The organism is Rhizobium viscosum (genome assembly GCF_014873945.1).
In the GTDB taxonomy this organism is placed as follows: domain Bacteria; phylum Pseudomonadota; class Alphaproteobacteria; order Rhizobiales; family Rhizobiaceae; genus Rhizobium; species Rhizobium viscosum.
Window position 1 is genome coordinate 776,772 of record NZ_JADBEC010000002.1, and the last position, 13,652, is coordinate 790,423.

Below are 13,652 nucleotides of genomic sequence, written 5' to 3' on the forward strand. Positions count from 1 at the left end.
AAGACGATTGATCGCTGTGCTCAGTGTTGTATACATATTTGTACTCGATTGTGGATGCAAGCTTGAAATTCGAGACTTGACTTGCTGATGCAGACCGGAGAGCAAGCGACAGAAAGCTTCGCCAGTGGTGGGGAGGAATGAGAGGTGACGGTGTCCGCAAAAGATAAAGAACTCAAAGTCTCCCTGCGGGAGGCGACTTACAATCAGTTGAAGGATCTGATCCTCAACGGTCAGCTTCGCCCTTCGGAGCGCTTGTCAGAAAATGGATTGGCCAAACGCTTCGGCGTAAGCCGGACCCCACTTCGGGAGGCCTTGATGAAGCTGGAAGAGGAAGGCCTGATCACTGGTCAGCGCAATCTTGGCTATACCGTCGCCGATCTCGATATAACCGGCTTCTGCAATCTCCTCGTCGTGCGGGAGGCGCTCGACGTGTGCGCCGCCAAGCTCGCTTGCGAAAAAGCAACGGAAGAGGATTTAGAACGGCTGCGGGGCGTCATCGACCAGATGGTCGCGTTGAAAGATACCGACAATCTCACCCCTTCGGCGGCAGCCGAGAACCTGCATCTCGGCCTCTACATCCATCGTGTCATCGCTGAGGCGACGAAGAACGAAGCCCTCGTTCGAGCAACGGACCAGATCTATCAGCAGCTTCGACTGGCCCTCTGGCTCGAAGTTCTCTGGGTCGATCTCGAGCATACCGACCTCGACGAACATCGGGCTATCGCGGACGCCATCATCGCCCGCGACCTGGAGGCCGCCGCCCAAGCGGCCAGCGCACACGTACAGAGCTCTCTCAAGAACATGTCGAAACTTGAGCGGATCTGGCAGCACCGGCGATTGTCCGGACTGGCCTGAACTAAAAAGAACAAGGGGAACCAATGGATGCAATCAAGAACTATGTCGAGCTCGTCGGGTTCGGACAGGAAGGATGGGGCGGCCTTCTGCTCTCGGCGATGATGATGACGATTGCCGTATCTGTCAGCGGTTTTCTGACCGGATCGGTCCTCGGCACGATCGTGGCCAGTATGAAACTTTCGTCAATCGGGCCGCTACGCTGGATCGGCGGCTCCTATACGACCGTGCTTCGCGGCGTGCCCGATCTTCTCGTGGTCTATCTCTTCTATTTCGGCGGAGGTGCGTTTCTAAGTTATATCGGCGCTTTCGCAGGCTACGACGGCTATATCGGCATGCCGGCCTTCCTGACCGGTACTGTTGCTCTCGGTGTCGTTTCGGCTGCCTACCAGGCCGAAGTCTTGCGCGGCGCCTATCGCGCGGTTTCGCGGGGAGAACTTGAGGCGGCGGATTCGGTCGGCATGCGGCCATGGCGGAAATTCCGCCGCATCGTCGTCCCGCTTGTGCTGCGTTATGCCACCCCTGGGCTTGGCAACACCTGGCAACTGGTGCTGAAGGAATCGGCGCTGATATCCGTGACCGGTCTCGTCGAAATCCTGCGTCAATCACAGATCGCCGCCGGCTCGACACGCAAGCCGTTCGAATTCTACCTTACGGCACTCGTCCTTTATCTGGTGATTACATGGGCTTCCTCGCTCCTATTCGGGCGACTGGAGAACCGAGCCATGCGTGGTTTCAGGAGGGCAGCCTGATGGATTTCACCTTTATTTTCGAGACGTTCGAGACACTTGTTGGAGGATTGCCACTCACTTTAAGCATGGCGGCGATTTCTATCTCGGCCGGCACGATTCTCGCCATTTCGCTCGCCGTCTTTGCCGTTTTCGGCGGCTCAACCGGCAAAGCCTTCGCCAGCGGTTACGTCTTCGTATTCCGCGGTTCGCCTCTCCTGGTCCAGATATTCCTCATCTACTACGGACTGGGGCAATTTCGTCCCGCTCTACAGGCATGGGGTCTGTGGCCGATCCTGCGCGAACCCTATTGGTGCGCTGTCATCGCCCTGACGCTCAATACGACGGCATATTCCGGCGAGATTTTCCGTGGAGCGCTTCAATCTGTTCCAGCCCAACAGGTGGAAGCCGCGCGCGCCTGCGGAATGTCCGGCCTCCTGCTTTTCTGGCGCATAATATTCCCGATCGCACTCCGCCAGGCACTCCCCGGCTACGGCAACGAAGTCGCGCTGATGGTCAAGGCGACGGCGCTCGCCTCCGTGATCACGATCATGGAAGTGACCGGATCGGCTGGCAAACTGATTGCCGACAGTTTCAGGGCATTTGAAGTCTTTTGCGTCGCCGGCGCGATTTATCTGGCAATCAACCTGATACTCACGCACCTCGTCGCGATGCTCGAGTACAGGCTTTCACCGCATCTGCGCCTGCAACCGGCACAAGCCGCATAAAGGAGGGAACAATGTCCAGCGCAAAGTTGAACCCCATCACCGTAGGGGAAAAGGACGTCGCCGCTGTTTCGGTGCGGAACCTCCACAAGTCGTTTGGCCCGGTCGAGGTCCTCAAGGGCATTGATCTGGAAGCGCGGGAGGGCGACGTCATATCGATTCTCGGCTCGTCAGGCTCCGGAAAATCGACGATGCTTCGTTGCGTGAACATGCTTGAGACGCCCGACAGCGGCGACATAGCGATTGCCGGCGAAACCATCAGGATGAAAATGCGGGGAGACAAGGCAGCGCCCGCAGACAGGCGGCAGGTGGACCGCATCAGGCAGCATGTCAGCATGGTTTTCCAGAATTTCAATCTCTGGTCACACATGACCATCCTCGAGAATGTGATCGAGGCGCCAATCCACGTGCAGGGCCGCGACCGCGCCGAATGCCTCGCCGAGGCGGAAGCTCTGCTCGAAAGGGTGGGGATTGCAGACAAGCGGCATGCCTATCCGAGTCACTTGTCCGGCGGGCAGCAGCAGCGCGCCGCAATCGCCCGTGCTCTTGCTCAGCGTCCAAGGGTGATGTTGTTCGACGAGCCGACTTCTGCGCTCGATCCCGAACTCGTCGGCGAAGTCTTGAAGGTCATGCGCTCGCTTGCCGAAGAAGGACGGACCATGCTTGTTGTGACGCATGAAATGGCTTTCGCGCGCGAGGTCTCCAATAAAGTCGTTTTTCTCCACAAGGGGCAAATCGAAGAAGAAGGCAAACCCGGGCAGATGTTTGCATCTCCGAAATCCTTGCGATTCACTCAGTTTTTAGCCGCCGAACGACGTTAGGATTAGCAAAGCCCTGCCCCGCGGGCTGCCAGGTCCAGCTCCCCGCGAAAATCGGGGTGGGCCAGCCCGATCAGCGCCCTTGCCCGCTCGGCCACGGACTTACCCTTGAGGTTCGCCCATCCATATTCCGTAACGACAATATGCGTGTCGTTGCGCGACGTTGTCACTGGTCCGGTCAGCGCTGGTACGATGCGCGAGAGCGTGCCTTTCGCCGCCGTGGAATGACAGGCGATGATCGATCGTCCCCCGCGCGAGGCATAAGCACCGCGCACGAAATCAACCTGGCCGCCGGACGCACTGAACTGCCTTCCGTTCACGAACTCGGAATTGCACGCGCCGTTCAAATCGATCTGCAGAGTCGCGTTGACCGAGACCACCCGATCATTCTGCGCGATGATGAAGGGATTGTTCACATAATCGACTGGGTAGGCCTCAACTGCCGGGTTGTTGTTCAGGAAGTCGTAAAGGGCTTGATCTCCGAGCGCAAAGGTGAAGATGGACCGCCCGGCATGTATCTGCTTGCGACTGTTGTCGACCACGCCCGCCGCGACCAACCTCGCTAGGCCGGGTGTCATCATTTCCGTGTGAATGCCGAGGTGGCGATGTCGGGAAAGCCCCGAACACACCGCATCAGGCAAAGCACCGATACCCATTTGCAGGCAGTCGCCATCCTCGACTAGGTCCGCGATGATCGCCCCTATGGCATCATCCACCTCATTGCGTGCAGCGGCGGGCAACACAGGTAGGCTGACGTCGTTTTCAACCAGCGCCGCCACGCTTGAGACAGGGATCATGCAATCGCCACGCACATAGGGCATATTGCTGTTGACCTCGAGGATCAGGCGCAGTCCGGGCTTTCGCGATACCGTGAGCGCATAGTCGGTACTGGCGCCAAGGCTGAAATTGCCATCCGCGTCCATCGGCGAGACAGTTGCAATCAACGTGTCCACACCGACATGCTCGACCATCGAGCGCGGTACCTGGCTGAAATGACAGGGTACCAGGTCGACCGCGGGCAGTGCCTCCGCCAATCTTCTCTTGTCGAGCGCACGCTCGACCCCTCCATGAAAGTAACTCATTGGGACGATCAGGTCGCGCAGCTCGAAATCGAATACACTCGTGCCAGCGACGCCGGTGCAAAGAAGATAGTAGAGCCGCACATTCTCGACGGCTCCCGCGCGGGCCCGTTCAGCGAGCGCCGCAAGGATAGCGGGTGGCTGACCGGCAGCCAGCGGCATCGCGACCTTCGCGCCTGACGGGATCATCGTGACCGCCATGTTTGCAGATGTCAGCCGTTCGCGATACAGCCTCTGATGGATCGTGGTCATTGGGCCCTCCTCCCAGTGCACATTTCAGAACAAATCGGTATCCGTTGCTATGATCAAAACCTTATCGGCATTTGCGATCGTTGCAGGCGCTATCGTCCGCCACAGAACACTCCATAAAAAAGCGCTCAGCGCGTATTTTTTGCAAGGCTGGGCGCTGTAACGCGGCCCTCGAGCGAGCCTTCGTCGGTGCTGTTTGGTCGCAGCTTTCGCTAACGCGCTGACGATGCCATTGCTGGAAATTTTGGATCAGGACTCTCGCGCACGTGCAGCGGCACCTCGCAAAGCCGCACCTACTGCCAGAATTCTGATCAGCTATGGGAAGCGTCCTAGCCGCCCGCAATCGAGAGAGGATGGTTGTATGTAGTTTGAGTTGACCGACCTCGATCGCTAGACGACAGTTGTAACTCGCAGCAAGGCAGGAGGAAATGCGATGGACGAGCCAGACCGGTGGCGCCACATGGAAAGCGCTCCGAAAGACGGGAGTCGGATCTTGGTCACGATCCGCCCGTCCGAACAGGGGCCGGCAGAAGTTGACCTTGCATATTGGTCGAACGGCGATCAGTTCGGTGGAGAGAGCTGGCGCGCCTCTGATTCCTCCCCTGGACATATCATTGAATATGCTGAGCCGGAATTAAAGTGTTGGATGCCAATGCCCGCAGCCAACCTCAGTCGCAGCTCGATGCCTTCGCCATGGGAAGGCGACGACACTGAGCAGCTCGACGGGTCAGGGATTTAAGAACTCGCGCTGAACGACAATGGTTTCTGCCTCCGAGAAGAGGTCCAGATTGCCGTCGACAACAACATGGATCCTCCCGCGGCTCGCATCGGTCCGGCCTCCGAAGGCGCAACGGCAAATCGATGTTGACACGTGTCATTCCCCGCGAAGAGTGATGCGCTCCGCTTCTGTGCGTGGCGTTTCGAGTGATTAATCGTTTGTTTCGACCGTGTTGAGTGATCGTAGGGCGCGATCGCTCTTCAAATCGCGCACCGCCTCAGAAGTCTTCTTGGCCGTTGCCAGCACTTGTGCATCTCAAATTCAACAGAGCTACGCATAGTCGTGCTTTGCCTAAAACGATCCCGGTATTCTCTCTGAGTAGTGGCAACCTTTGGCGGCGCCCGCAAAGTGACGTCGCCAAAACAACATTCCTTTGACGCTGCTTTGACGCTGGGGTGCTACTGCCAGTTTGCGAAGTTATGCAGAGGGATTTCAGCCGGTTATGCTTCATTTCAACCATCGCCAAAGTATCGATTTGCCTTTTGGAGTTCCGGTTTCCCTTATCGGTTGCTTGCCAGACGCCGCAGTTGTGGCAGACTGGTCTCCAGATGCGAGGTCTTCGGGCCGCCAAACGAGCGTATCGGAGGCAACGGGGGCGGGGCCGGTGGATCGCATGGACATGGAGCAAAATCCGTTTCGGATGTTCCTGCTCGGGCCTTTTGCCCTTGTGGACGCTGGAGGCCGCTCGGTTACTCCGAAATCCAAAAAAGCCCAGGCTCTTCTGGCGATGCTTGCATTGTCCGCCCGTGGCTCGCGTTCGAGAATCTGGCTTAGGGACAAACTGTGGAGCGATCGCTCCGACGACCAGGCGGCAGCGAGTCTGCGCCAGGCTCTTTTCGACATTCACAAGACTCTGGGGCCAGCACGTAATCTCTTGATTACGGACAAGAATACCGTTTGGCTGGACATGGATCGACTCGTACTCGATACCGACCTCGTGGTTCAAACGGAGCGGTCTGCGGATCAAATCACCGATGAATTGCTCGAAGGCATCGACATCCGCGATCCGGAATTCGAGGACTGGTTAGCGCTGGAAAGGCAGAACTGGTATCGCCGGCTCGATGAAGGACAAGTCCACGATGTATTCGAGCCGCGACAGCAGCCGAGCCGCGATGTCGCCAAACATTCCGCCCTGCTGCCGCTGACAGGCGCCCCGGATGCGCCGCGAGCAGGCAAACCCATGGAAACCGCCAGTAGCGATCCAAGCCCGCGGCGGGCTGCCGGAGACTGGCGATGGGTCATGGCCCTTCAGTCACCCATCGTGGTGGGCGCTGGAGAGGGGGGACAAATTGCTGCGACGCGGTTCCAGAATCTCATTGCGAAAGCCGTCATCGACGGGCTGGGCATTGGGGTTACCGACCTCTCCTTCACCTTGCCGGATATCGAAGAGAGCGAACAGCAAATAAGCCTTCCGATATGCCTACAGCTTCGCCTGACGTTTGACGGTGACATGGTGCTGATCGAACTGGTGATGAAGCACCTGATCAACAACCGTATTCATTGGCTGGGCAGTCAGGCAATCAACCGCATGCAGTTCGAACGGGGCGAGTTCGGCACCGCCGCTGCATTGATCAGCCAGGCCATCGATCAGCTGGCCTATTTCCAGGAGACCCAGGCAAACGACAGCCGATTGTCGCAAGACGGTCTCCTGATCGACGCCGTCAATGCTATCTTTCGGCTGTCGCGCAGCGACCTGGATAACGCGGAGCGGCGCCTGGAAGAACAGGTCCAGTATCAACCGCGGTCATCGGCTTTTGCCTGGCTGTCCTTCATCCGGACTTTCCAGGTCGGCCAACGGTTCAACGCGCTCGACGCGCATCTGATCGAGGAAGCCCAGGCCTATGCGCGCAAGGCGCTGGAACTGGATCCGCAGAATTCCGTGTCGCTCGCGCTCGTCGGCCACGTCCATTCGTTCCTGTTCCGCGAATATGACTATGCGGCCAACCTGTTCGAAAAATCGATCCGCCTGAACCCGGCCCTGCCGCTCAGTTGGGATCTCTACGCGATGCTTCATTGCTATGCGGGCCAGCCTGACAAGGCTGTGGCCATGGCGCGTTGGGTGCAAGAGCTCGGCGTCTACAGCCCGCATAAATATTATTTCGACACGACCAAATGCATTGCAGCAGCACTTGCAAGCGATCACGTCACCGCCATAGCTGCAGGCGAAGAAGCCCTGCGGGCGCGGCCGAACTTCAACAGCCTGCTGCGCTATCTTGCCTCCAGCCATGCCCATTCCGACGATCTCGGCGGCGCGCGCCATTACCTGCAACGCCTTGAGGCGGCCGAGGGCGGCTTCTCCATCAATACCTTTCGCGGCAGCGGCTATCCGCTGCTCAATACAGGCGGCGGCCAGATCTTGATCGACGGCCTGCTCAAGGCCGGCGCTAAGCTGCGCTGAACCCCGGACAATTTCTTCAGAACTTCGCACAAGGAGGCTGCAATGGAAGCGGACACTACCTCGGAACTACAATCAAAAATTGTTTCATTTCTAAACAGTTATAAATTCAGGATTGAGCCGGATACGGTTCTTCCATGCGAACCCAGGGACGATGCCAGCGCTGATCCCCTCGCCGGTGCATCGCCGGCTGCGCCTGATGCGACCTCCCAACCTGCGCTTTTCTTCGGCACGGATGAAGACGCATCGCCCATGGGCGGGCCTATGATGGCGACGATGGCCGTAGCCTCGGTCCTCAACAAGAGCGTCGCGAACAAGTCAGTGCTCAACAAGGCGTCGCTGAACAAAAACAAGAATAAAAACAAGAATAAAAATAAGAACAAGTCGACGATGGACGGCGCCAGTCTCGGCGTGTCGCAACTAATCCCCTCCTTCGAACTGCGCAGACTGCATCAGCAACCATCCCGCAACGCCTATGCTGCGGCGCGGCGCTTCACCTGGGAGATGCTCGATATAGTGCCGCCGCCCGGTCCGGATTATACCCGCCTCGAGACGACGGTGCTGCTTTCCATGCAACGCCGTGACCGCGAACGTGTGCGGCGCCTGCCCGACATCCAAATCGAATCGACGATCTCCGTGGCGGAATTCACCCGCGCACTGCATATCGAGGATCTCGGCGGCTTCGAGCAGACGGAAGGCCTTTTCCAGGCGATCCTGACGGCCTGCGAATATGTCGGGCTGATCTACAAAAGCCAGTTTAACCGGCTGCGGCCAAACCAGTTCGAGCCCATGCTGCGGCCGTTGCTGGCCGTGCCGGCCCACGAGTCCTATCCCAGCAACCACTCGTTCCAGTGCTTTTCGATCGCCTTCGCGTTCTCGACGATCCTGCCGGAACATCCGGCCACCGACGAGCTTGCCCGCATCGCCCAGAATGTCGCCGAAAACCGCGAATGGGCCGGCCTGCACTATCCAAGCGACACGCAGGCGGGGCGAGATCTCGCCCGACGCTTCGCTCCCTACCTCCACGACGCGTTCGGCCCTCTGTTCCAGGCCGTACACGACGAGTGGGTCTGAATTCGCCAGCTGCTGCTCAACAGGATGATAACCATGACGGATCAAACACAAATGCCCGAGCCCGCGCCGATCGACTACTATTATCTCTGGCACCTGACTGCCCTTGGCGTAATCGACGCGGAATACGGATCGGCTCCGCCAGCTCCACCCGCGCTCGATGCGAGCGCCGCACGCGCGCTCCCCGATCCCCTCATCACCGGCACGGTCTGGGATGCCATTGCTTCCGCCGGCCCGTTGCGACCCGCACGGGTGGCGCTGATCGATGTCGGCGTATCTCCGGATCATCCCAATCTGGCGACCCGGCTTGACCGGGAGGCGTCAATCGATTTGACGACCCATCGCTACGGCGCGCGCGTGCTCGAAGTTCTCGACACGACCACGTCCTTTGACCGTGAGGAAAGACACGCCTTCTTTGCCGGGCTCAACATCGCTCCGCTCGGCAATATCGGTCTTTCGAATGACGACCGGGACTATCTCAGTGACCTGGTTGCCGAATACGCCGCGTCGGAGGGTGTTCTCCGGCGGCTCTACAATCCGGAATCGCTGTTCGCATCGCATGGTACCTGCTGCGCAGGGCTGATTGTCGGCGAACCCGCCGTTGTCGCGGAAGAAGGCACACCAAGCCTCCCGCCGGACGGAGCCTTCTACGGCAATGGCGACGAGCTGCGTACGAGCGGCAATCGCAATGTCATCCCTTATTTCGGCGTTGATCCTTTCTCGAGGCTCATATCGATCAGAACGTCGTTCGAGGACGATGTCAGGCAGTTCATTGCGGCCTTTCTCTTTGCCTATCATCAGAAAGCGGACGTGATCGTCCTGCCACGCGGTCTGCCTGACCCCAAACGCAGCGTCGTCGATCCGAAGAACGAGCTGAAGGCCGACCTCGAATTGTGGAAAAACGAGGATGCCGCCAATCTGTTCACGCGCATTGCCGTTGCTGACCAGGGTGGCCCCGAACTGGAGCCGAAAGCCGCGCAGAAAGGCTCCAACCCGGATCGCCCGTGGCATATTCTCAAGCAGCTCATCCTCGCCATCAGCCGGCACATCCCGATCGTCTGTGCCGCAGGAAACAGTGGCGAGAGCCAGTTGATCTATCCGGCAAGTCTTGCCGCCGATAACAACGGCATCATCGCTGTTGGGGCCGTTACCGTCGAAGGTTTCCGTTCGGGTTACAGCAATTACGGCGAAGGATTGACGGTCGTCTCCCCCTCTGACGACGGTGAGGTCTTCAACAGGCATCAGTTGCGCCTCGACCGGCTTTCCCCATTTGCCGCGCAGCACGACTACGGCACTTTTCGAACGCGAGAATACTACTATTCGCACTTCTCGCTGCTGACGACGGACCTGTCGGGGATATTCGGTTATAATCATGGCTCCGATCCGTGGTCTGCCATCGTGCCGTTCGGAACCAATCCGGGCATCGGGGGCGGATACTACACCACGTTCGGGGGCACCTCCGGCGCGTCGGCGCAGGTGGGCGGGCTATGCGCCCTGATACAGCGGGCCTACAAGAGCCGCCACAATCCCGGTGACCGCCTCTCAGGCCCCCACGTGAAGTCAATTCTGAAGGCCGCATCCCGCCTGGACGCCATTGTCGCGCCCGGAACGAGGAAACTGACGGCGGATTGCATGAATGCCGAAAGCGAAGACGCGCTCGATATGGCCTATTTCTTTGGGTCGGGCCTGCCGAATGCGCGGGCGGCGGTGCAGGCAGCTCTGGCGATCTGACCCCGTACGGCGTTTTCCATAGTTCCAAGCCTCCTCTATCGAGGGGGCTTTTTCTTTGCTTATGCCCTTTTTACGGATTTTTAACGGGGAACTGGCGGGCGAATGACGCCCTTGGGCAATAGTGCCTCTCAACAGAAGACGCAGACCGTTCCAATGCCGGACGAAGCGGTCCCAACCGGGGCACCTTCATCCGAGATGCAACCTTGATCCGCCTGAAGACAAACTCACGGAGGCTGTTGATGTCCGCGACCCGCATTCAACAATTGGCAGATGAGGCACGCCACCTGCTCAAGGGCAATCCCTTGATGGCAAGTACCGTCTCCCTGCAGCGCGTCGCAACTCGCAACCTTTTGAAGCGACGCTTCCAATATGGCCGTACGCTCGCGGCGGCTTCGAAACTAGCTGATTGTTCGGCCGGAGCAGAGGCGCTGTCAGGCTATTTCCCCGGCCTTGCAGATGGCGGATACGCTCGCCTGCTGGAACTTCCCCCAGCGGTTGCCGGGCCGGTCAGCGCCGACCCTTACCGTTCATCCGTGCTTGCAGCCTGGATGGGTGGGCTCACGCGCAGCCTGGAATGGCAGGCGAGCCGCCCCGACGCGCAGATCGTCAGCCGCTATCTGCAGTCGGATTTGATCACATCAGATCTTGAACTCGAACGTCAGCCGGCGCGCCGGCTCTCCTGCGGCATCGGCCTCGTCCGGATCGAAAGCCTGGCGCAGAGCCGTGTCATGCAGGCCCTCGTCCGCCAATGCATGCCTGACTATCCCGGTTCCGGCTTCCCCATCACGGGCGACGCCGAATTGGATCGCATCGCCGATCATCTGGAGAAGACCTTCGCCTTGATCGCGGAACTGGACATATGCGGCTATCAGCGTCTGATCGCCGGGCTGCACACGCTTCACGTCGGCGTGCGACGCGATCGGTCGTCTTCCTTCTCGAGTTCGAACGCATTGCCGGGCAGCGCGATCATCGCCCTTTCAAGAGAAGGATTGCGCGATGGCGACCATGCCGCGACCGCGGCCCAACTGCTTCACGAGATGGGGCATATCCTGCTGGGGTTTTATATAACCTCGGCGGCGGCATCCCTGCCTGGCGAATTCCAGTATGTTTCCCCGTACAGGAAGGACCTACAGACGCTCGAGAGCATCCTGCATACGGCCTACACCATTCCATGGGAGTGCGCCTTCCGCATGGCATGCCTTTCCGCCGAGGTGGATCCTGAGCGCTGCGCCCGGAAGACGGCATTCATAATCGCCTATGCCACGCGCCAAATCCCGCTCATCGATATCGCTCGGAAAGGAATCGAACGTCTCGGCGGCGATGTCCTCCTCGACCTCCCAGACATCGCCGCCATACCCTCCTGGAGTAGCCGGATCCTGTTCCTTGTGGACCGGTTGCTTGCCGAAGAACCCGTCGCGCGGCGCCAGGCTCACCTTGCCGAGCGCCAGCGAGTTCTCGATCGCCAAGCCTGGGATATCGGACAGATGCTCCTGCGCGGCAAGGAGCCTATCGATCCGCGGATGGGCCAGCGGGAGATCGATGACAGCGGCGAGAATATCTGCCTCTGGTACGACGGCAGATTCCACGTGATCCCGAAGGCGGCCGAGCATGCGATGGGTAAGGATTACGGTTGCAACTCCGAGACGATCCGCGGAACTGCACCCAGTGAGATGGAGGCGATGTGATGGTCAATTATCGGTCTAAACGATTGTCGGCCGCCGCCAGCGCGCCCGTCGTCCTCCCGAACTTCTTCGCCCACAGCCTTGGGCGGGGCGGCAGAGGGGCTCTGTTCACCGGCATTTGTGCTGATGCTGCCGAGGAACAGAGCCCCAATGTTACCAGGGCTGCATTTGGCGTGTCATTGAGGGCTTCCGATATACCGGCGGAGAACGAATATATCTCCGCCACAATCGATAACCCACGGTTGCGCGAAATAGACTTCGTCATCATCGGATGCGGCGGCTTGGGCTCGCAGATCTCCATCCAGCTTGCAGCCCTTGGCGCGCGCCATTTCCTTCTGATGGACGCCGGTCGTATCGACAAAAACAACTTGAGCGACCTCGGATGGGCAACTGAAGTCGATCTCGGCTGCCTGAAGACGGACAGGCTGGCGAGTTATTTGGCTTCACGGTTTTCGGCCAAGGTCTTCGCGCTACCGGAATTTGCGGGAGGGGTCTCGGCGCTCCGGTTAATCGCTGACTACGCCGATAATCCGTTCGTCGTTCTCGCCGGCGACGATTCTCGCCCGGCCCAAGAGTTCCTGACGGCCTGCCGCGCGTCGCATGCCGGGCTGCCGCCCTGTCTGAATGCGGACAGCTTCGCAGCTCGTTGCATCGAAGGTCCCTTGGCCGCGTCTCGCCTCCCATCGGCCGACGACGACGCATTCTTCGCCAACCTTGCCGTGTCGAAGATCACTCAGGAGTGCCTTTCGAAAGGCTGGGCTCCGTGGGGACGCCGGTGGGTATTGGAGCTCAAAAGCGATCACGCCGAGCTGCGCTCTTTTTCCAAAACACTCCGAATGTAAGGTATGTCCATGAACGCGCTATTTTCCTCGGAATACTGTTGCTCCCTTGGCTCAACAGGCGAAAAGAACGATGAACTGACGATCAGCGAAGCTCTTCGTGATCCACTGATCGCCACCGTGAGGCGCGCCTATGGCGTAAGCCCCGAAGAATTCAAGCGACTTCTTGAGACTGCAGCTCGTGAGCTGGAGGCCAATCCGGCTAAGTCTGTCAACGGAGGTGGGAAGAAGCGGACGACGAGGATGCCCTCTCCCGCCCGCCAACGGGAGGATAGGCAACATGTTTGTCGAAACGACGCGGAAAATCGTTGACGAGCCTGTCGTCAATCCCGGTCCGAACCGTGGTCCGACATTGGTGTTGGCTGTCCCGCAAGGTCAGGGGCAATGAGATGGATATCTTGAGAAGCTTCCCAACGATTATTCTTGTTTTTGCGGAAGGGAAAGACCGCAAGGTGATCCGTACCGCCCGCGAGGCTGCCCAACTGTTGCTCAAGGAATGGCCCAACGACGATGGTGAGGAATTCTTCACGGCGGTGAAAACCTGCTTGGAGGTCCTTACCGGAGAGACCGATCCCGAGGAATTGCACGAAGCAATCGTCCGCGCCGCATATGAAGCGGGTGCCGCAGCGATCACGACTGATCACCGCCTGGGCGTCCTCAGGATCTATCCAGTCAGCGAAGCCCGATAGTACTGCGTCGAAATGT

Annotated in this window: 13 protein-coding genes; 12 read left to right on the forward strand and 1 reads right to left on the reverse strand. The window is 59.0% G+C overall.

Features of this window, described 5'->3' with window-relative positions:
• Positions 1-144: 144 nt before the first annotated feature.
• From H4W29_RS24420 to H4W29_RS24435, 4 genes are read left to right on the forward strand one after another with little or no spacing between them, the layout of a single operon-like run.
• Positions 145-855 (forward strand): GntR family transcriptional regulator, encoded by a 711-nt coding sequence (locus H4W29_RS24420; protein WP_376776589.1) that lies wholly within the window; start codon positions 145-147, stop codon positions 853-855.
• 23 nt (positions 856-878) lie between these two features.
• Entirely contained in the window at positions 879-1,604 is a 726-nt protein-coding gene (locus tag H4W29_RS24425) for an ABC transporter permease (protein WP_192731434.1), read from the forward strand.
• Entirely contained in the window at positions 1,604-2,308 is a 705-nt protein-coding gene (locus tag H4W29_RS24430) for an ABC transporter permease (protein ID WP_192731435.1), read from the forward strand. Before H4W29_RS24425 ends, H4W29_RS24430 begins: the two co-directional genes overlap by 1 nt.
• Before the next feature lie 11 nt (positions 2,309-2,319).
• A complete protein-coding gene (locus H4W29_RS24435; protein ID WP_192731436.1) occupies positions 2,320-3,126 on the forward strand; it encodes an ABC transporter ATP-binding protein in 807 nt (268 codons plus the stop codon).
• Between the two features lie 2 nt (positions 3,127-3,128).
• Here H4W29_RS24435 and H4W29_RS24440 read toward each other — a convergent pair whose 3' ends face one another.
• The gene (locus H4W29_RS24440; protein WP_192731437.1) at positions 3,129-4,454 is read right to left on the reverse strand and encodes an acetyl-CoA hydrolase/transferase family protein; all 1,326 of its coding nucleotides are present in this window, start codon (positions 4,452-4,454) and stop codon (positions 3,129-3,131) included.
• A 430-nt stretch (positions 4,455-4,884) separates the two neighbouring features.
• Here H4W29_RS24440 and H4W29_RS24445 point away from each other — a divergent pair, with 430 nt between their 5' ends.
• From H4W29_RS24445 to H4W29_RS24475, 8 genes are all read left to right on the forward strand, one after another.
• Positions 4,885-5,190, forward strand: coding sequence for a hypothetical protein (locus H4W29_RS24445; RefSeq protein WP_192731438.1), 306 nt, complete (start codon positions 4,885-4,887; stop codon positions 5,188-5,190).
• Between the two features lie 481 nt (positions 5,191-5,671).
• The gene (locus H4W29_RS24450) at positions 5,672-7,627 is read left to right on the forward strand and encodes an SARP family transcriptional regulator (protein WP_192731439.1); all 1,956 of its coding nucleotides are present in this window, start codon (positions 5,672-5,674) and stop codon (positions 7,625-7,627) included.
• Positions 7,628-7,669: 42 nt separating this feature from the next.
• Entirely contained in the window at positions 7,670-8,698 is a 1,029-nt protein-coding gene (locus tag H4W29_RS24455) for a phosphatase PAP2 family protein (protein WP_192731440.1), read from the forward strand.
• A gap of 33 nt (positions 8,699-8,731) precedes the next feature.
• Positions 8,732-10,426, forward strand: coding sequence for a S8 family serine peptidase (locus tag H4W29_RS24460; RefSeq protein ID WP_192731441.1), 1,695 nt, complete (start codon positions 8,732-8,734; stop codon positions 10,424-10,426).
• Positions 10,427-10,665: 239 nt separating this feature from the next.
• Complete coding sequence (locus H4W29_RS24465) at positions 10,666-12,111, forward strand: aKG-HExxH-type peptide beta-hydroxylase (protein WP_192731442.1); 1,446 nt, start codon at positions 10,666-10,668, stop codon at positions 12,109-12,111.
• Complete coding sequence (locus H4W29_RS24470; RefSeq protein WP_210332361.1) at positions 12,111-12,950, forward strand: ThiF family adenylyltransferase; 840 nt, start codon at positions 12,111-12,113, stop codon at positions 12,948-12,950. The genes H4W29_RS24465 and H4W29_RS24470 overlap by 1 nt, the downstream gene beginning before the upstream one ends.
• A gap of 9 nt (positions 12,951-12,959) precedes the next feature.
• Positions 12,960-13,259 carry a hypothetical protein gene (locus H4W29_RS34750; protein ID WP_312872365.1) on the forward strand — a complete coding sequence of 100 codons (300 nt, stop codon included), beginning with the start codon at positions 12,960-12,962 and terminating at the stop codon, positions 13,257-13,259.
• Positions 13,260-13,336: 77 nt separating this feature from the next.
• Positions 13,337-13,636, forward strand: a complete 300-nt coding sequence (locus H4W29_RS24475) for a DUF982 domain-containing protein (protein WP_192731444.1) — start codon at positions 13,337-13,339, stop codon at positions 13,634-13,636.
• The last annotated feature ends 16 nt before the right edge of the window (positions 13,637-13,652 follow it).

Excerpts from the sequence above, each read along its gene's own strand:
- H4W29_RS24425 (WP_192731434.1), top strand. The coding sequence starts at position 879 with ATGGATGCAATCAAGAACTATGTCGAGCTCGTCGGGTTCGGACAGGAA.
- H4W29_RS24430 (WP_192731435.1), top strand. The coding sequence starts at position 1,604 with ATGGATTTCACCTTTATTTTCGAGACGTTCGAGACACTTGTTGGAGGA.
- H4W29_RS24435 (WP_192731436.1), top strand. The coding sequence starts at position 2,320 with ATGTCCAGCGCAAAGTTGAACCCCATCACCGTAGGGGAAAAGGACGTC.
- H4W29_RS24440 (WP_192731437.1), bottom strand. The coding sequence starts at position 4,454 with ATGACCACGATCCATCAGAGGCTGTATCGCGAACGGCTGACATCTGCA.
- H4W29_RS24445 (WP_192731438.1), top strand. The coding sequence starts at position 4,885 with ATGGACGAGCCAGACCGGTGGCGCCACATGGAAAGCGCTCCGAAAGAC.
- H4W29_RS24450 (WP_192731439.1), top strand. The coding sequence starts at position 5,672 with ATGCTTCATTTCAACCATCGCCAAAGTATCGATTTGCCTTTTGGAGTT.
- H4W29_RS24455 (WP_192731440.1), top strand. The coding sequence starts at position 7,670 with ATGGAAGCGGACACTACCTCGGAACTACAATCAAAAATTGTTTCATTT.
- H4W29_RS24460 (WP_192731441.1), top strand. The coding sequence starts at position 8,732 with ATGACGGATCAAACACAAATGCCCGAGCCCGCGCCGATCGACTACTAT.
- H4W29_RS24465 (WP_192731442.1), top strand. The coding sequence starts at position 10,666 with ATGTCCGCGACCCGCATTCAACAATTGGCAGATGAGGCACGCCACCTG.
- H4W29_RS24470 (WP_210332361.1), top strand. The coding sequence starts at position 12,111 with ATGGTCAATTATCGGTCTAAACGATTGTCGGCCGCCGCCAGCGCGCCC.
- H4W29_RS34750 (WP_312872365.1), top strand. The coding sequence starts at position 12,960 with ATGAACGCGCTATTTTCCTCGGAATACTGTTGCTCCCTTGGCTCAACA.
- H4W29_RS24475 (WP_192731444.1), top strand. The coding sequence starts at position 13,337 with ATGGATATCTTGAGAAGCTTCCCAACGATTATTCTTGTTTTTGCGGAA.